Here is an 18,143-nt window from a genome sequence, read left to right as displayed (position 1 = left end):
GACCCCAACTGGGCGTCGCGGTACGCAAGATGCGACCCGCTTCGTTGAAGGGAACCCCTTTGAGACGACGCCGTGCTCGCCTGCTGTGCTCCCTCCTGCTGACCGTGGCGACGGGGGCGGGGGCAGGGACCGCCGCCACCGCCGCACCCTCTTCCTCGGCCACGTCCGGCGTCGCCGCCGGCGACGTGCCGGTGCCGCTGGACCGGGTCGTGCCCGCGCCCGCCTCCGTACGGCCCGGCAAGAGCCCGTACACGCTTCGCCCGACGACCCAGATCCGGGTGGCCCCCGGCTCCCGCGCCGCGCGCACGGCGGGCGACTATCTGGCGGGCGTGCTGCGCCCCTCCACCGGCTACCGGCTGCCGGTCACCGCGCGCGGGGGCGGGGACGGCATCCGGCTGCGGATCGTGCGCGACGTACGGCAACGCGACGCATCACGGCGCGACGCGGCACAGCGCGGCGCGCAGAGGCTCGGGGCGGAGAGGCTCGGCGCGGAGGGCTACCGGCTGGAGGTGACCCGGCGCGCCGTCACCATCAGCGCCCGTACGTCCGCCGGGCTCTTCCACGGCATCCAGACGCTGCGTCAGCTGCTGCCCGCGTCCGTCGAACGCGCCACCCGGCAGCCCGGCCCCTGGCGGATCTCCGGCGGCACCATCACCGATGTGCCGCGCTACGCCTGGCGGGGCGCGATGCTCGACGTCTCGCGGCACTTCTTCACCGTCGACCAGGTCAAGGCGTACGTCGACCAGCTCGCCCTCTACAAGATCAACAAGCTGCATCTGCATCTCTCCGACGACCAGGGCTGGCGGATCGCCATCGACTCCTGGCCCCGGCTGGCGACGTACGGCGGCTCCACCCAGGTCGGCGGCGGGCCCGGCGGCTTCTACACCAAGGCCGACTACCGGGAGATCGTGCGGTACGCGGCCTCCCGCCATCTCACCGTCGTCCCTGAGATCGACATGCCCGGCCACACCAACGCAGCCCTCGCCTCCTATGCCGACCTCAACTGCGACGGCGTCGCCCCGCCGCTCTACACCGGCACCGAGGTCGGCTTCAGCTCGCTGTGCGCGCCCAAGGAGGTGACGTACGACTTCGTCGACGACGTCATCCGCGAACTCGCCGCCCTCACCCCCGGCCGCTACCTCCACATCGGCGGCGACGAGGCGCACTCCACCAGCCACGCCGACTACGTGGCCTTCATGGACCGGGTCCAGCCGATCGTCGCCAAGTACGGCAAGACCGTGGTCGGCTGGCACCAGCTGACCGGCGCCCGCCCCGCGAAGGGGGCGATCGCCCAGTACTGGGGGACCAACGGCAGCGAGAAGGAGGTCGCCGACGCCGCCAAGAACGGCACCCGCCTCATCCTCTCGCCCGCCAACCGCGCCTACCTGGACATGAAGTACGACCCGAGCACCCCGCTGGGACTCAGCTGGGCCGGATACGTCGAGGCGAAGCAGTCCTACGACTGGGACCCGGGCAGCTACATCGCCGGTGCCCCGCCGTCCTCGGTCCTCGGCGTGGAGGCCCCGCTGTGGTCGGAGACCCTCTCCACCAGTGCCCACATCGCATACATGGCCTTCCCCCGCCTCCCCGGCATCGCGGAACTGGGCTGGTCGCCCCGGTCCACGCACAACTGGGACGACTATCGGGTGCGCCTCGCCGCCCAGGCGCCCCGCTGGGACGCCCTGGGCATCGACTATTACCGCTCCCCGCAGATCCCCTGGCCCGCCGGGTGATCAGCTTGCGAATCCCAACTCCCGTGCGATCAGCATCCGCTGCACCTCACTCGTCCCCTCGCCGATTTCCAGGATCTTGGAGTCCCGCCACATGCGGGCCACCGGGTATTCGTTCATGAAGCCGTATCCGCCGTGGATCTGTGTCGCCTCGCGGGCGTTGGTGACCGCGACCTCCGAGGAATACAGCTTCGCGATCGACGCCTCCTTCTTGAACGGCTCGCCGCTCACCAGGCGGGAGGCCGCGTCGCGCCAGGCGACGCGGGCCATGTGGGCGCGCATCTCCATGTCGGCGATCTTGAATTGGATGGCCTGGTTGGCGCCGATGGGGCGGCCGAAGGCCTCGCGGGTCCTGGCGTAGGACACCGACTCGTCCACGCAGCCCTGGGCCAGCCCGGTGGCCAGGGCGGAGATCGCGATGCGGCCCTCGTCGAGGATGCGGAGGAACTGGGCGTAGCCGCGGCCCAGGTCGCCCAGCAGGTTGGCGGCCGGGACGCGGCAGTCGGCGAAGGACAGCTCACGGGTGTCCGAGGCGTTCCAGCCGACCTTGGAGTAGGGGGCGGCGACGCTGAGGCCGGGGGTGCCGGACGGCACGATGATGGAGGAGATCTTGGGGCGGCCGTCCTCGGTGCGGTCGGTGACGGCGGTGACGGTGATCAGGGCGGTGATGTCCGTACCCGAGTTGGTGATGAAGCACTTGGTGCCGTTGATCACCCATTCGCCGGTGGTCTCGTCCAGCCGGGCCGTGGTGCGGGTGGCGCCCGCGTCGGAGCCGCCGCCCGGCTCGGTGAGGCCGAAGGCGCCCAGGGTCTCCCCGGAGCAGAGCCCGGGCAGCCACTGGCGCTTCTGCTCCTCCGTCCCGTACAGGAAGATCGGCATCGCGCCGAGGGAGACCCCGGCCTCCAGGGTGATCGCGACGGAGGAGTCCACCCGGGCCAGCTCCTCCAGGGCCAGGCACAGCGCGAAGTAGTCGCCGCCCATCCCGCCGTACTCCTCCGGGAAGGGCAGGCCGAACAGCCCCATCCGGCCCATCTCGCGGATGATCTCGTACGGGAACTCATGGTGCTCCCAGTACTCCCCGATCTTCGGGGCGACCACATCGTGCGCGAACGCCTCGACGGTGCGGCGCAGTTCCTCGTGCTCGGGGGAGAGACGATGGTCGATCGCCATGACTCACATCTCCTTCTGGGAGAGAGCGCGGACGGTGCGGGACGGGCTGGGTCGGCCCAGGTGCCGGGCCATCCACACGCTGGTGGCGGTGAGACGGCGGATGTCGACCCCGGTCTCGATGCCGAGGCCGTCGAGCATCCAGACCAGGTCCTCGGTGGCGAGGTTGCCGGTGGCGCTCTTGGCGTACGGACAGCCGCCCAGGCCGCCCGCGGAGGCGTCGACGGTGGTCACGCCGTACTGGAGGGCGGCGAGGGTGTTGGCGAGGGCCTGGCCGTAGGTGTCGTGGAAGTGGACGGCCAGCCGGTCGGCGGGGATGCCCGCCTCGCCCAGCGTGGCCAGCAGCTCCCGCACATGGCCGGGGGTGGCCACGCCGATGGTGTCGCCGAGGCTCACCTCGTCGCACCCCATGTCGATCAGGCGGCGGCTCACCGAGACGGTCTGCGAGATCGGGACCGGGCCCTCCCAGGGGTCGCCGAAGCACATCGACAGATAGCCGCGCACGGTCACGCCCGCCTCGCGCGCCGCGGTGACGACCGGCTCGAACATGGCGAGCGCGTCGTCCACCGTCCGGTTGAGGTTGGCCTTGGCGAACGACTCGGTCGCGCTGCCGAACACGGCGATCTCGCGCGCGCCCAGCGCGAGCGCGCGCTCCAGACCGCGCTGATTGGGCACCAGCACCGGGAGCCGGGCGCGCACGTCGTCGATCAGCGGCATCAGCTGCTCGGCGTCGGCCAACTGTGGCACCCACTCCGGGCGGACGAAGCTGGTGGCCTCGATGGTGGTCAGCCCCGCGTCGGCCAGCCGCCGGATGAACTCGGCCTTCACGGCGACCGGCACGAGCGTCTTCTCGTTCTGCAGCCCGTCCCGCGGCCCCACCTCATGGATGCGCACCCGGGCGGGCAGCCCCGGGGCCGGGACGGTCATGGGAAGGGTCATCACGCACGCTCCTCGGTCTCGGGGGTCTCGCGCGGGGCGACCACCGCCAGCAGCTGGTCCATGGCGACCGTGCTGCCGGGGGTCACCTCCAGCTCGGTGACGGTCCCGTCGTGCGGGGCGGAGATGAGGTGCTCCATCTTCATCGCCTCGACCACCAGCAGGCCCTGGCCCGCGGTGACCTCGTCCCCGACGGCCGCCTTCACGACGGTGACGGTGCCGGGCATGGGGGCCGTCAGCTCGCCTGCGTGCGCCGCGGCGGCCCCGCCGCGCAGCGCCTCCTCAATGGGGTCATGCCCCACCACCCGCCAGGCATCCCCGCCCTGCCCCAGCCAGTGGCTCGCGCCGTGGACGACATGCCGGAAGCGGTGGGTGACCCCGCCCAGCTCCAGCAGCACGGCCCCGTCGTCCAGCCCGATGAGCCGCGCCGCCGTGCCGTCCGGCTCGCCGCCGTGGCCGTCCGCGCGCTCGATACGGACCCGCGCTTCGTGGGCCCGGCCGCGCACGCGGACCGTCACCGGCTCGTGGCCGGGAATCCGCAGCCGGTGGACCGTCCAGGCGGGGTCGGCGCCCAGCCGCCAGCCGGTCGGGACCGAGAACGGATCGAGCCAGGCATCCGCACCGGACCCGCCGCCCCGCGAGGGACGCGGCTCCAGCGCCGCCTGGCGCAGCAGCGCCGCGGCCGCGTAGACCTCGTCGGGGATCGTGGACGGCAGGAGCGAGGCCGCCGCGCGGTCGACCAGACCGGTGTCCAGCTCACCCGAGGCGACCTCCGGGTGGGCGGCCAGGCGGCGGAGGAAGCCGGTGTTGGTGTCGACGCCGAGGACGGTCAGGGAGCCGAGGGCGGCGCGCAGCCGGCGCAGCGCCGTGGCGCGGTCCGGGCCGTGGGCGATGACCTTGGCGAGCATCGGGTCGTACACCGTGCCGACCTCCGTGCCGGTGCTCAGCCCGGAGTCCACGCGCACCCCCTCGCCCGCGGGCTCGTCCAGGGCGAGCACCGGCCCGGCCGACGGGAGGAAGTCCACCCGGCCGTCGCCCGCCACACGGGCGGTCTCGGCGCAGATGCGGGCCTCCACCGCATGGCCGTCGAAGGCGATGCCGTCCTGTCCGCAGGGCAGCGGTTCGCCCGCGGCGACCCGCAGCTGCCACTCCACCAGATCGAGCCCAGTGATCAGCTCGGTGACGGGGTGCTCGACCTGGAGGCGGGTGTTCATCTCCATGAAGCAGTACGCGGACGGGTCGGCGCCCGGCACGATGAACTCCACCGTGCCCGCGCCCACGTAGCCGCACGATCGGGCCGCCTGCACCGCGGCCTCACCCATCAGCGCCCGGGTGGTGTCGTCCAGCAGCGGGCTGGGCGCCTCCTCGATGATCTTCTGGTGGCGTCGCTGCAGCGAGCATTCGCGCTCGCCGAGATGGATCACCTGGCCGTGGCCGTCCGCCAGCACCTGGATCTCGATATGGCGCGGCCGGTCGATCCAGCGCTCGACCAGCAGCGTGTCATCGCCGAACGCGCCGCGCGCCTCGCGCCGGGCGGCCGCGATCTCGTCGGCGAGCAGCGCCTCGTCCCGCACCAGCCGCATGCCCTTGCCGCCGCCGCCCGCGGAGGGCTTGAGCAGCACGGGGGTGCCGATCTCCCGGGCGGCGTCGATGAGCTGGGCGTCGCCCAGCCCGCTGCCCGAGGAGCCCGGCACCACGGGCACCCCGGCCGCGCGCACGGTCTCCTTGGCGCGGATCTTGTCGCCCATCAGCTCGATGGCCCCGGCCGGCGGGCCGATGAAGACGAGCCCGGCGTCGGCGCAGGCGCGGGCGAACGCCGCGTTTTCCGCGAGGAAGCCATAGCCGGGGTGGACGGCCTGGGCGCCGGTGCGGGCCGCCGCCTCCAGCAGCCGCTCGATCGACAGATAGCTCTCCGCGGCGGCCGCCGGGCCGATCCGCACGGCCGTGTCCGCCTCCCGGACGTGCCGGGCGTCCGCGTCGGCATCGCTGTGGACGGCGACCGAGCGGACGCCGAGCCGCCGCAGGGTGCGGATGACGCGCACCGCGATCTCCCCGCGGTTGGCCACCAGGACCGTGTCGAACATCGCATGCGCCGCACTCATCGGGTGCATCCCCTCACATCCGGAAGACGCCGTAGCCGGGCGCCGCGGGTTCCTTGGGCGCCCGGTCGGGCAGCGGGGCGCTCGCGCACGCGGTGAGGGCGAGGCCGAGCACCGTACGGGTCTCCAGCGGGTCGATCACCCCGTCGTCCCACAGCCGCGCCGTGGCGTAGTACGCGCTGCCCTGCGTCTCGTACTGCTCGCGGACCGGCGCCCGGAACGCCTCCTCGTCCTCCGCGCTCCACTTCTCGCCGCGCGCCTCCAACTGGTCGCGCTTGACGGTCGCGAGGACGGAGGCGGCCTGCTCGCCGCCCATCACCGAGATCTTGGCGTTGGGCCACATCCACAGGAAGCGCGGCGAATAGGCGCGGCCGCACATCGAGTAGTTGCCCGCGCCGTAGGAGCCGCCGATGACGACCGTCAGCTTGGGAACGCGGGTGCAGGCGACGGCGGTGACCATCTTGGCGCCGTGCTTGGCGATGCCGCCCGCCTCATAGCTGCGGCCGACCATGAAGCCCGAGATGTTCTGCAAAAAGACCAGGGGGATGCCGCGCTGATCGCACAGCTCGATGAAGTGGGCGCCCTTCTGGGCGGATTCGGAGAACAGGATGCCGTTGTTGGCGACGATGCCCACGGGATGGCCCATGATCCGGGCGAAGCCGGTGACCAGCGTCGTCCCGAACTCGGCCTTGAACTCGGCGAACCGCGAGCCGTCCACCACCCGCGCGATCACCTCCCGCACGTCGTACGGCGTGCGGGAGTCGACCGGGACCGCCCCGTACATCCCCGCGGGGTCCACCGCGGGCTCCTCGGAGGGCGTGAGCGGCCAGGGCGGCGCGCCCTGCTGGGTGGGGGAGGGCGGCAGGGTGGAGACGATCGTACGGACGATGCGCAGGGCGTGGGCGTCGTCCTCCGCGAGGTGGTCGGTGACGCCCGAGACCCGGGAGTGGACCTCGCCGCCGCCCAGCTCCTCCGCGGTGACGACCTCGCCGGTGGCCGCCTTCACCAGCGGCGGCCCGCCCAGGAAGATCGTGCCCTGCCCGCGCACGATGACGGCCTCGTCGCTCATCGCCGGGACGTAGGCCCCGCCCGCCGTGCACGACCCGAGCACCGCCGCGACCTGCGGGATCCCGGCGCCGGACATCCGGGCCTGGTTGTAGAAGATCCGCCCGAAGTGGTCGCGGTCCGGGAAGACCTCGTCCTGCATGGGGAGGAACGCGCCGCCGGAGTCGACCAGATAGACGCACGGCAGCCGGTTCTCCAGCGCGACCTCCTGGGCGCGCAGATGCTTCTTCACCGTCATCGGGTAATACGTGCCGCCCTTGACCGTGGCGTCGTTGGCGATGACGACCACTTCGCGGCCCGCGACCCGGCCGATCCCGGCGATCACCCCCGCCGCCGGGGCCTGGCCCTCGTACAGCCCGTCGGCGGCGAGCGGTGCCAGCTCCAGGAACGGCGAGCCCGGGTCCAGCAGGGTGTCGACCCGGTCGCGCGGCAGCAGCTTGCCGCGCGCGGTGTGCCGGGCCCGCGCCTTCTCGCCGCCGCCCAGCCGGGCCGCGGCGAGCTTCTCGCGCAGCCGCGCGGCCAGCTCGCGGTGTGCGGCCTCGTTGGCCTGCCAGACGTCGGACCCCGGGTCGGCGCCGCTTCGCAGCACCGGTGCCTGCTCCATCGCTACGGGCCCCCTCAACTCGCCGTGCTGGTTAGTGGTCGTTAACATGATACCCATCAGGTTAACGACCACTAACCCGGCTGTCTAGAATTGCTTCCATGAGCACGCAAGCCCCTGCACCGACCCGCCGCGAACAGATCCTCAAGGAGGCCGCCCGCCTCTTCGCCGAGCGCGGCTTCCATGGCGTCGGCGTCGACGAGATAGGCGCGGCGGTCGGCATCAGCGGTCCCGGTCTCTACCGTCACTTCGCCGGGAAGGAGGCGATGCTGGCCGAGTTGCTGGTGGGTATCAGCGGCCGGCTGCTGACGGGCGGCAAGCTGCGCGCCGCGGAGGCGGCGGAGGCCGGGGACGCCCCGGCGGCGGCGCTGGACTCGCTCATCGAGGGCCACATCGACTTCGCCCTGGACGACCGCCCGCTGATCATCCTCCACGACCGCGAGCTGGACCGGCTCCGGGACACCGACCGCAAGCTGGTGCGCTCGCTCCAGCGGCAGTATGTGGAGCTGTGGGTCGAGGTCGTGCGGCAGGTCTATCCGAGGCTCGCCGAGGCCGAGGCCCGGGCCTGCGTCCACGCCGTGTTCGGGCTGCTCAACTCCACCCCGCACCTGGGTCGCCCCGGCGCCCTCCCCGGCCGCGCGGCCACGGCCGCCCTGCTGCACCGCCTGGCCCTCGGCGCGTTCGGCGCGGCCCACGCCTCGGACGGCTCTGGACAGGCGACGTGACCGGGCGGTAACTTCGACTGAGCAAGCGCTTAGCCAGAGGGAGGCCGCAGAGATGCGTCGCACGGTGTTCAACGAGGATCACGAGGCATTCCGGGAGACCATCCGCGACTTCATCGCCGCCGAGGTCGTGCCCTACTACGAGGAGTGGCGGGAGGCCGGTCAGGCCCCGCGCGACTTCTACAAGAAGCTCGGCGAGCTGGGCATCTTCGGCATCGAGGTCCCCGAGGAGTACGGCGGCGCGGGCGAGACCAGCTTCAAGTTCAACGCGGTCATCACCGAGGAGTGCGCCCGCGCCGGGGTGAGCTTCGGCGGCAGCGGCGTCCACACCGCGCTCTGTCTCCCGTACATCCTCAAGTACGCCAACGAGGAGCAGAAGCGGCGCTGGCTGCCCTCCTTCGTCTCGGGCGACATGATGACCGCCATCGCCATGACCGAGCCGGGCACCGGCTCGGACCTGGCGGGCATGAAGACGACCGCCAAGCTGTCCGAGGACGGCACGCACTACGTGCTCAACGGCGCCAAGACCTTCATCACCGGCGGGGTGCTCGCCGACCGCGTCCTGGTCTGCGCCCGCACCGCCCCCGCCACCCCCGAGGACCGCCGCGGGGGCATATCCATCCTGGTCGTGGACACCAAGAGCGAGGGCTACGCGGTCGGCCGCAAGCTGGAGAAGCTGGGGCTGAAGACGTCCGACACCGCCGAGCTGTCGTTCACCGACGTCAAGGTGCCGGTGGAGGACCTGCTGGGCGAGGAGGGCAAGGCCTTCGGCTACCTCGCCCACAACCTGCCGCAGGAGCGCCTGGGCATCGCGGTCAGCGCGTACGCGCAGTCCGCCGCCGCGGTCGAGTTCGCCAAGGCCTATGTCCGGGACCGCGAGGTCTTCGGCAAGAGCGTGGCGTCCTTCCAGAACACCAAGTTCACGCTGGCCGACTGCAAGGCCGAGGTGGACGCGATGCAGGCGGTCGTCGACCGGGCCCTGGACGCGCACGACGCCGGCGAGCTGACCGCCGCCGACGCCGCGTCCGCGAAGCTGTTCACCACCGAGCGCGCGGCCGTCGTCATCGACAAGTGCCTCCAGCTGCACGGCGGTTACGGCTACATGATGGAGTACCCCATCGCCCGGCTCTACACGGACACCCGCGTCACCCGCATCTACGGCGGGACCAGCGAGGTCATGCGCTCCATCGTCGCCAAGTCGATGGGGCTGTGACGGTCGCCATGTGCACGCTCGTCGGCAACGGTGCCGCAACACGGGTCTGCAAGACTGCTTGAACCATGAATGACGCACTACAGAGCCTGCTCGACCTGCTCGACCTGGAGCGGATCGAAGAGGACATGTTCCGCGGCACCAGCGATGCCGCACCCCTCGTGCCGCGGGTCTTCGGCGGCCAGGTGGCCGCCCAGGCCCTGGTCGCCGCGGGCCGCACGGTCCCGGAGGACCGTCCGCCGCACTCGCTGCACGCGTACTTCCTGCGGCCAGGCGACCCCGGCGCGCCGATCGTCTACACGGTCGACCGGATCCGCGACGGCTTCTCCTTCACGACGCGCCGCGTGGTCGCCGTCCAGCACGGGAAGCCGATCTTCCATCTGTCCGCCTCCTTCCAGCTGGTGGAGGAGGGGCTGGAGCACCAGGAGCCGATGCCGGACGTGCCGGATCCGCTCTCGCTGCCCACCGCCGAGGAACTGCTGCCCCGGTACGAGCACCTGTTCGCCGGGCCGGGGGTGGTCGACCGGATGCTGAAGGCACGGGCCGCCATCGACCTGCGGTACGTGGACGCTCCGCCGTACGGCAGCGTCGGACAGCCCCGCGATCCGAAGTCGCAGGTGTGGTTCCGGACCGACGGCAAACTGGACGGCGCCGCCGACGATCCGCTGCTGCACGTCTGCCTGGCCACCTATGTGTCCGACATGACGCTGCTGGACTCGATACTCCTCGCCCACGGCCGCGGTGGCTGGGCGGTCGGCGACATCGTCGGCGCCAGCCTCGACCACGCCATGTGGTTCCACCGGCCGTTCCGCGTGGACGACTGGCTGCTGTACGACCAGGAGAGCCCGTCCTCGTCCGGCGGCCGCGGCCTCGCCAAGGGCCGTATCTTCACGGCTGACGGGCGGCTGGCCGTCTCGGTGATCCAGGAAGGGGTCATGCGGGTCCCGCGCCCGAAGAAGTAACCCCCGGGACGGGCGGGGCGACGCGCGTCCGTCCCGGCGTGCGGGCGGTCCGGCGCGCGCCCCGATCCGGCGCGCCCCGATCCGGCGCGCGTCAGAACTGGGCCGTCAGCCCCGCCGCGTCCAGCAGATAGGCCGTCATCGGCGCGTAGAACCTCGGGTTGGTGACGTGGTCGTCCAGCGGGACCACCGCCTGGAGCGTTCCCTCCGCCTCGCCGAGGAACAGCGCCGGGTCGTTGCAGTCCGCGTACCCCACCGCGTCGATGCCGCGCTGCCCCGCGCACCCCGCCCAGCCGTGGTCGGCGACCACCAGGTCCGGCAGCTGCCGCCCCTCCCGGGCCAGCCCGTCCAGGATCGCCGCCATGGGGGCGGGGGAGTGGGTGTGCCACAGCGTCGCGCCGCGCTCCAGCATGGCCACGTCGCAGAACTGGAAGACGTACCCCTCGTCCGCGTGCAGCCCGCCCGGGATCTCGACGATCTCGCACCCCGCCGCGTGCAGCGCCGACGCCGTGGCGCTGTGCACCTCCAGCAGCCCGCCCGGGTGGCCCGTGGCGAACAGCACCCGCTGCCGCGCCTCGGCCGCCTTCCGCAGCACCGACGCCATCCGGTCCAGCGCGCCGACCGTCAGCTCCGGGTCGATCGTGTCCTGCCCGGTGCGGTGCTCCGGGTCGTCGACCACCCCGCACCGCTCCGCCATGACGGCCAGCACGTCCTGCTCGTCCACCCAGCGGTCGTCCAGCTCGAGCCCCAGCCAGTAGTGGCGGTCGCCGTTCGCGAGCTTGCGGTAGTGGGAGAGGTTGTTCTCGCGCGGGGTGGCGACGTCACCCGCGATGCGCGTACGGACGAGATGGTCGATCAGCTCGGCACGGCTGGGCACGGTACTGGGTATCGGCATGTGGCCCATTGTCGCCCCTGTGTCCGGCGAATGGGCGGCAATACTCGCCTGCGGACGGACGCGGATATGACGCGGCCATGACGAACGACCCATGGCGAACTGCGGTGACGAGCCCGAGCGCCCCGGGCTCGTCATGGCCGGGGCGGTCCCGGACCGCCACCGGCCACTGGATCCGCCGGACAGGCCCTAGCGGCCGGAACGGCGGCTACGGCCCACCCCGCCGCCGGAGCCCCGCCCCGCCCCGCCGGAGCCGCCGGAGCCCCGTCCCGACCCGCCGGATCCGCGCCCGGACGCGCCGCCGGAGCCCCGTCCCGACGCGCCGCCGGATCCGCGCCCGGATCCGCCGCCGGACCCGCGGCCCGAGCCGCCCCGGGAGCCGCGGCTCGAGCCACCGCCACCGCCGCTACCACCGCCGCCGCGGCGCGCCTGCCGGGGGCCGGGCGCCTGCTGCGGAGCCGGAGTGCTGATCGTCACCGGGACACCCGAGGGCTCCTGCGCGCCGGTGATGCGGGTCAGCTCGGCGTCGGTCGAGTGCACCCGGGCCGTGTTCGGGGTGATGCCCGCAGCGGACATCAGCCGGGTCATGTCGCGGCGCTGGTCGGGCAGGACGAGGGTGACGACGCTGCCGGAGCCGCCCGCGCGGGCGGTGCGCCCGCCACGGTGCAGATAGTCCTTGTGGTCCGCGGGCGGATCCACGTTGAGGACCAGGTCGAGGTCGTCGACATGGATGCCGCGGGCCGCGACGTTCGTGGCCACGAGCGCGGTGACGACGCCGGTCTTGAAGCGCTCCAGGGTCTTGGTGCGCTGCGGCTGGGACTTGCCGCCGTGCAGCGCGGCAGCCCGTACGCCGTTGGCCAGCAGATGGCGGGTCAGCCGGTCGACGGCGTGCTTGGTGTCCAGGAACATGATGACGCGGCCGTCCCGCGCGGCGACCCGGGTGGCGACGGAGCGCTTGTCGGTGTCCGCGATGTGCAGCACATGGTGCTCCATCGTGGTGACCGCGCCCGCCGAGGGGTCGACCGAGTGCAGCGCAGGGTCGGTGAGGAACTCGTTCACCAGCCGGCTGATGTTGTTGTCGAGGGTCGCGGAGAACAGCATGCGCTGGCCGTCGGCGGGCACCTGGCGCAGCAGCCGGGTCACCTGCGGGAGGAACCCCATGTCGGCCATCTGGTCGGCCTCGTCGAGGACGGTGATGCGCACCTGGTCCAGCCGGCAGTCGCCGCGTTCGATCAGATCGTGAAGGCGGCCCGGCGTCGCGATGACCACCTCGGCGCCGTTGCGCAGGGCGTCGGCCTGACGGTTGATCGACATGCCGCCCACCACGGTGGCCGGGCGCAGCCGCAGCCGGCGGGCGTAGGGCGTGAGCGCGTCGGAGACCTGCTGGGCCAGCTCCCGCGTGGGCACCAGGACCAGGCCGAGCGGACGGCGGGGTTCGGCGCGCCGCCCGGCGGTGCGGGCCAGCAGCGCGAGGCCGAAGGCCAGGGTCTTGCCGGAGCCGGTCTGGGCGCGCCCGAGTACGTCACGGCCCGTGAGCGCGCTGGGGAGGGTGGCCGCCTGGATCGGGAACGGCACGGTGACGCCCTGGTCCTTCAGCTCCGCGGCGAGGCCGTGCGGAAGGTCCAGCTCGGCGAACGTGGCGACGGCGGGCAGCACCGGGGTGGTGTCGCGCGGCAGGGCGAATTCGTTGCCGCCGTCGGAGGGACGGCTGGTACGAACGGTGGAACGGGAGTGTGACCGGGGCCTGCGGGACGGGCGGGCGTAACGGCTCATGCGGGGCCTTCCTGGAACGGGCGGGGATCGGCCCGCGGAAAGCGGGCACGAGCCGGGGCCCGCACCTCTTCAGGTGCGGGCCCCGGCTCGCGATATGCGCTGCGTCAGGCGGGAACGATGTTCTCGGCCTGCGGGCCCTTCTGGCCCTGCGTGACGTCGAACGACACCTTCTGGCCCTCCTGGAGCTCGCGGAAGCCCTGGGCGTTGATGTTCGAGTAGTGGGCGAAGACGTCGGCGCCGCCGCCGTCCTGCTCGATGAAGCCGAAGCCCTTTTCCGAGTTGAACCACTTCACGGTGCCGGTGGCCATGTCATTTCTCCTTCAATGGGGGTCGATCCGGAACCCGCGTTTGACGGATTCCGCGTCGCCGCATTGACCCCATCCGGAAATGACCGGTCAAAACAAAAATGCGCCTGAGGCTACATCCCGTCAGGCGCACATAACGTTCATGGGTACCAAAACTGCAACTGTCGCGAGCTTATCACGCGAGGGGCGCGAGCGGGGGAGACACCGATCACCCCGCCGGGCCGCGCCGCGACCTCGCGACATTGGATGCGACGTGCGAGTACGACCCATCCGCTCCCACCAGGCACGATACCGGCGAGGCCGTCCGGCCCATGGACGTGGTGTCCAAATCGCCCCGGCCGGGTGCTAGGGAACGTACATGTGGTCGAGCGACCGCTCTGCCTACGCTCGGATTCATGACCGCAAGCGACCGTGAGCCCACCGCAGCCCCCGTCGGCCCCGTCGACTCTTCCCGGGTCCCGCGCTACGCCGGCCCCGCCACCTTCGCCCGGCTGCCGCGCGTCGACGAGGTCGGCGGCACCGCGGACGTCGCCGTGGTCGGCGTGCCCTTCGACACCGGCGTCTCCTACCGCCCCGGCGCCCGCTTCGGCGGCAACGCCATCCGCGAGGCGTCCCGGCTGCTGCGCCCGTACAACCCGGCGCAGGACGCCGCGCCCTTCGCCCTCGCCCAGGTCGCCGACGCCGGGGACATCGCCGCGAACCCGTTCAACATCGACGAGGCGGTGGAGACGGTCCAGGCCGCCGCCGACGACCTCCTCGACAGCGGCGCCCGGCTCATGACCCTCGGCGGCGACCACACCATCGCCCTCCCGCTGCTGCGGTCCGTCGCCCGCAAGCACGGTCCGGTGGCGCTGCTGCACTTCGACGCCCATTTGGACACCTGGGACACGTACTTCGGCGCCGAGTACACCCACGGCACGCCCTTCCGGCGCGCCGTCGAGGAGGGCATCCTCGACACCGCCGCCCTCTCGCACGTCGGCATCCGCGGCCCGCTGTACGGCAAGCAGGACCTGGACGACGACGAGAAGATGGGCTTCGGCATCGTCACCTCCGCCGATGTCATGCGGCGCGGCGTGGACGAGGTCGCCGACCAGCTCCGGCAGCGCATCGGCGACCGTCCGCTCTACATCTCCATCGACATCGACGTCCTGGACCCGGCCCACGCCCCCGGCACCGGAACCCCCGAGGCGGGCGGCCTCACCTCCCGCGAGCTGCTGGAGATCCTGCGCGGCCTGGCCGGCTGCCACCTGGTCTCCGCCGACCTGGTCGAGGTCGCCCCGGCGTACGACCACGCGGAGATCACCGCGGTGGCGGCCTCCCACACGGCGTACGAACTGACGACGATCATGGCCCGCCAGATCGCCGCCTCGCGCGCCGCCTGAGCCCGGCGGGTCGGTTCGAGGGGGCGTCGTACCCGTAGTACCTGAGAGCTACGCGACGAGTGCACCCCCTGGAGTGACGCCAACTACCCGCGCTGCTCCCTACCTTCCGTAGGTACCAACATCCGGTACGGAAGGGGACAGGGATGGCATTCCGCGTGCGCGGCCGCATCCGCCGCACTCTGCTCGGTGTGCTCGTCGCGGCCTCGGTGGCCGTGCCGGTGGCGGGGGCCGCGCGGCCCGCGGCGGTGCCGGCGCCCGCCCCGTCGGTGCTCCCCGCGCTGACCGCCGCGACGCCCGCCGCCCTCGACGCGCGGTACGCCGCGCACCGCGCGGACATACGGGCCGCCGAGCGGATGGCCGCGGGGCACGGGGACCGGCGGCGGGCGGCCGCGCTGCGGGAAATGGCGGACCCGGCGCGGCAGTTCCTCTCCTTCGACGGGCGGGACGGGGGCCGTTCCGTCGAGGTCTTCGGGGATCTGTCGCGCGCCACGCGGGTCGCCGTCCTGGTGCCGGGGTCGGACACCGGCCTCGACCGGTACGGGCGCCTGCGCGCCGGAGCCGTCGCCCTGCGGCACCAACTCGGGCAGCGCGGCGCCGTCGTCGCCTGGCTGGGGTACGAGACGCCGGGCACGGTGAGCCCCGAGGTGCTGACGGCGGGGCTGGCCGACCGGGCGGCGCCCCGGCTCGCCTCCTTCGTCGGGGAGCTGGCCACCGCGGCGCCCCGGGCCCGGATATCGCTGCTCTGCCACTCCTACGGCTCCCTGCTCTGCGCGCGGGCCGCGTCCGGGACTGCGGCCGCGGACATCGTCCTGTACGGCAGCCCCGGCGTCGCCGCCGACGGCGTCGGCCAGCTGCACACCCGGGCCGCCGTCTGGGCGGGCCGGGGCGCGCACGACTGGATAGCCGACGTCCCGCACGTGCGGATCCCGCTGTTGTTCACCACCGTCGGGCTGGGGACCGATCCCGTCTCGAAGGGGTTCGGCGCCCGGATCTTCGACGCGGGCGACGGCGGCCACAGCGACTACCTCAAGCCCGGTTCCGTCAGCCTGCGGAGCCTGGCCCGGATCGTGGGGGACGGGCATGCGTGAGCTGATCCGGCGCGTCGACGCCGCCACCCCGCCCGAGCGCGACCGCGCCGTGGACGCGCTGCGTGCGTTCGCCATCCTCGGCGTGGTGCTCGGCCACTGGATGGTGACCGCCCTGGTCGCCGACAGCGGCACGGTGCGGGCCACCAGCCCGCTCCAGTACCAGCCCCATCTCGTCCCGCTCACCTGGGCGTTTCAGACCCTCGCGGTCTTCTTCCTGGTCGGAGGACAGATGGGCGCGCGCGGCCACGCGTCCGCCCGCGCCCGGGGCGTGACGTACCGCCAGTGGCTGGGTGCCCGGATGGCCCGGCTGTTCCGGCCGGTCGCCGCGGTGCTGGTGGTGTGGACCCTGGCGGCGGGCGCGATGCTGGCCTCCGGGGTGGGCCTGACGACCCTGCACAGCCTGCTCAAACTGGTGCTGTCGCCGCTCTGGTTCCTGCTGGTCTTCGCTGCGCTCACGGCGGCGACCCCGCTGGTGGCGCGGCTGCATCCGCTGTGGCCGCTCGCCATCGTCCTCCACGTCGACCTGCTCCGCTTCGGCCTCGGCGGCCCCGCCTGGCTCGGCTGGATCAACCTGGCGGCGGGCTGGCTGGTCCCGTACTGCCTGGGCGCGGCATGGGCGCGCGGGGGCTTGCGGGGGCGCATGACCGGCTGGGTGCTGCTGCTCGGGGGCGGGACGGTCACGGCCGGTCTCGTCCTGTTCGGCGGCTACCCGGCGGCCATGGTCGGGGTGCCCGGCGCCGCGATATCCAACCTCAACCCGCCGACCCTGGCCGCCGTCACCTTCGGCCTGGCCCAGTGCGGGGCGGCGCTGCTGCTGCTCGGCCCACTGCGCCGGGCGCTGGCCCGGCCCCCGGTGTGGGCGGTGGTGACACTGCTGAACGCATCCGCGATGACCGTCTTCCTGTGGCACCAGACCGCGATGATGGCGGTCACCTCGACCGCCCTGCGGCTGAGCGGCCCGCTGCCCGGCCTGCACACCGTGCCCGACGGACCGGCCTGGCTCGCCGCCCGCCTGGCCTGGCTGCCGGTGTTCGCGGCCGCGCTGCTGGTGTGCCGGGCGGCGTTCGGCACGTACGAACACGCCCGACCGCGCCCGGGTGGCCGGGTGGTGCGCGAGGGCCGTCCCGGCAGGGCGGTGGGGCAGGCGCGGAAGCGAGCGGGAGCGGTGCGGCGTGGATAGGCTCGCGTCCATGAGGGGGCGGGCGTGGGCGGGGCGGGCGTTGCGGGGGCTGCGGACGGTTCCGGTTACCTTGCGCGAGGACTTGTGGACGACGGCGGCCGATCCGCTGCCGCGCCGAAGCGGGCCGAGCTGGCTGGACCGGCTGCCCGCGTTCGCGCTGCCGGTGGTGCTGGGCGCGGTGGTGCTGTTCATCGCGTGCCTCGACAAGTACCCGGAGCTGTACGGGTTCGGCGCGGGCTGGGGCACGCTCTTCGCCGCCGTCCAGTCCACGGCGCTCGTCATGGCGCTGTTCCGGCCGGTCCCGGCCTGGTGGGCGACCACGGTCGCAACGGTCGCGCCGACGCTGTCGGCACGGCCCCTGATCGCCATCACCACGTTCCCCTGGTCCGGTGAAGGACTGACGGCGCAGGCGCTGAGCAATGTGCTGGGGCACGCGCCGGGCACGCAGGCGCGAGTGGAGCTGGGCTACCACGTGCGCGCCCTCGCCATACGGGTCAGCAACACTCCGCCGGACGGCCCCGCCCCGCCCTCGCCGGGCGCCGGGCACGGGCTGCTCGGGATGCGCGAGCGCACGGCGATGCTCGGGGGCGAGCTGGCCACCGGCCCGCTGCCGGGCGGCGGTTATGACGCGGTAAGGGTGGTGGCGGCCGGGGAAGCGCTGCTCGCCCCGAACATCACCAAGCGCCTCATCGCCGAGTTCTCCCGGTGACCGCCGGCGCCCTCCGCGCGCCCCTCAAGGAGCGCATCGGCGATCTGACGGAGCGTGAGACGGAGGTGCTGGCCCTGATCGCGCAGGGGCTGTCGAACGCGGAGATCGCCGCCCGGCTGGTGGTGGCGGAGCAGACGGTGAAGACCCATGTCGGCCGGATCCTGGTCAAGTTGGGCCTGCGTGACCGCACCCAGGCGGCGGTCTTCGCGTACGAGACGGGTCTGGTGCGCCCCACGGCGTTCTGACGATGTTCCGATGCGTGAACTCATGTTCAGGTAGTGAAGGCGTTGCGCCATTCATTGACCTGTTGTGTTCACCTCTTTAT

General features: G+C 72.8%; 14 protein-coding genes and 1 pseudogene. 8 read left to right on the top strand and 7 right to left on the bottom strand.

What is annotated here, in order from left to right:
• The first annotated feature begins 59 nt into the window (after positions 1-59).
• Positions 60-1,733, top strand: a complete 1,674-nt coding sequence (locus tag ACH4SI_RS27535; RefSeq protein WP_398300091.1) for a beta-N-acetylhexosaminidase — start codon at positions 60-62, stop codon at positions 1,731-1,733.
• Here the strand turns inward: ACH4SI_RS27535 and ACH4SI_RS27530 are convergent, their stop codons facing one another.
• From ACH4SI_RS27530 to ACH4SI_RS27515, 4 genes are read right to left on the bottom strand one after another with little or no spacing between them, the layout of a single operon-like run.
• A complete protein-coding gene (locus tag ACH4SI_RS27530) occupies positions 1,734-2,900 on the bottom strand; it encodes an acyl-CoA dehydrogenase family protein (RefSeq protein ID WP_398300089.1) in 1,167 nt (388 codons plus the stop codon).
• Positions 2,901-2,903: 3 nt separating this feature from the next.
• On the bottom strand, positions 2,904-3,836 hold the full coding sequence (locus ACH4SI_RS27525; protein ID WP_398300087.1) for a hydroxymethylglutaryl-CoA lyase: 933 nt from the start codon (positions 3,834-3,836) through the stop codon (positions 2,904-2,906).
• On the bottom strand, positions 3,836-5,917 hold the full coding sequence (locus tag ACH4SI_RS27520) for an acetyl/propionyl/methylcrotonyl-CoA carboxylase subunit alpha (RefSeq protein WP_398300271.1): 2,082 nt from the start codon (positions 5,915-5,917) through the stop codon (positions 3,836-3,838). The genes ACH4SI_RS27525 and ACH4SI_RS27520 overlap by 1 nt, the downstream gene beginning before the upstream one ends.
• Before the next feature lie 31 nt (positions 5,918-5,948).
• Positions 5,949-7,601 (bottom strand): carboxyl transferase domain-containing protein, encoded by a 1,653-nt coding sequence (locus ACH4SI_RS27515; RefSeq protein WP_398300269.1) that lies wholly within the window; start codon positions 7,599-7,601, stop codon positions 5,949-5,951.
• 98 nt (positions 7,602-7,699) lie between these two features.
• Here ACH4SI_RS27515 and ACH4SI_RS27510 point away from each other — a divergent pair, with 98 nt between their 5' ends.
• The 3 genes from ACH4SI_RS27510 to ACH4SI_RS27500 all read left to right on the top strand — a co-directional run bounded on the left by ACH4SI_RS27510 (position 7,700) and on the right by ACH4SI_RS27500 (position 10,492).
• Positions 7,700-8,323 (top strand): TetR/AcrR family transcriptional regulator, encoded by a 624-nt coding sequence (locus ACH4SI_RS27510; RefSeq protein ID WP_398300085.1) that lies wholly within the window; start codon positions 7,700-7,702, stop codon positions 8,321-8,323.
• A gap of 52 nt (positions 8,324-8,375) precedes the next feature.
• Complete coding sequence (locus tag ACH4SI_RS27505) at positions 8,376-9,533, top strand: acyl-CoA dehydrogenase family protein (RefSeq protein WP_398300083.1); 1,158 nt, start codon at positions 8,376-8,378, stop codon at positions 9,531-9,533.
• A 65-nt stretch (positions 9,534-9,598) separates the two neighbouring features.
• Positions 9,599-10,492 carry an acyl-CoA thioesterase gene (locus ACH4SI_RS27500; RefSeq protein ID WP_398300081.1) on the top strand — a complete coding sequence of 298 codons (894 nt, stop codon included), beginning with the start codon at positions 9,599-9,601 and terminating at the stop codon, positions 10,490-10,492.
• Positions 10,493-10,583: 91 nt separating this feature from the next.
• Here ACH4SI_RS27500 and ACH4SI_RS27495 read toward each other — a convergent pair whose 3' ends face one another.
• The 3 genes from ACH4SI_RS27495 to ACH4SI_RS27485 all read right to left on the bottom strand — a co-directional run bounded on the left by ACH4SI_RS27495 (position 10,584) and on the right by ACH4SI_RS27485 (position 13,462).
• The gene (locus ACH4SI_RS27495) at positions 10,584-11,393 is read right to left on the bottom strand and encodes a phosphatase (protein ID WP_398300079.1); all 810 of its coding nucleotides are present in this window, start codon (positions 11,391-11,393) and stop codon (positions 10,584-10,586) included.
• A gap of 177 nt (positions 11,394-11,570) precedes the next feature.
• Positions 11,571-13,154: a DEAD/DEAH box helicase gene (locus tag ACH4SI_RS27490; RefSeq protein WP_398300077.1), complete on the bottom strand. Its 1,584-nt coding sequence runs from the start codon at positions 13,152-13,154 to the stop codon at positions 11,571-11,573.
• A gap of 104 nt (positions 13,155-13,258) precedes the next feature.
• Positions 13,259-13,462, bottom strand: coding sequence for a cold-shock protein (locus tag ACH4SI_RS27485; RefSeq protein WP_210986900.1), 204 nt, complete (start codon positions 13,460-13,462; stop codon positions 13,259-13,261).
• A gap of 392 nt (positions 13,463-13,854) precedes the next feature.
• Here ACH4SI_RS27485 and speB point away from each other — a divergent pair, with 392 nt between their 5' ends.
• The 4 genes and pseudogenes from speB to ACH4SI_RS27465 form a co-directional block, all read left to right on the top strand.
• On the top strand, positions 13,855-14,841 hold the full coding sequence (speB, locus tag ACH4SI_RS27480) for an agmatinase (protein WP_398300074.1): 987 nt from the start codon (positions 13,855-13,857) through the stop codon (positions 14,839-14,841).
• Between the two features lie 143 nt (positions 14,842-14,984).
• The gene (locus tag ACH4SI_RS27475) at positions 14,985-15,929 is read left to right on the top strand and encodes an alpha/beta hydrolase (protein WP_398300072.1); all 945 of its coding nucleotides are present in this window, start codon (positions 14,985-14,987) and stop codon (positions 15,927-15,929) included.
• Complete coding sequence (locus tag ACH4SI_RS27470; protein ID WP_398300070.1) at positions 15,922-17,109, top strand: acyltransferase; 1,188 nt, start codon at positions 15,922-15,924, stop codon at positions 17,107-17,109. Before ACH4SI_RS27475 ends, ACH4SI_RS27470 begins: the two co-directional genes overlap by 8 nt.
• A gap of 628 nt (positions 17,110-17,737) precedes the next feature.
• Positions 17,738-18,063 (top strand): annotated as a pseudogene (locus ACH4SI_RS27465) (response regulator transcription factor); the annotation flags it as partial.
• Positions 18,064-18,143: the final 80 nt, after the last annotated feature.

Source organism: Streptomyces sp. NPDC021212 (assembly GCF_044332925.1).
GTDB lineage: Bacteria > Actinomycetota > Actinomycetes > Streptomycetales > Streptomycetaceae > Streptomyces.
The sequence above is the reverse complement of the archived record's forward strand: the minus strand, read 5'-3'. Positions and strand labels throughout refer to the sequence as shown.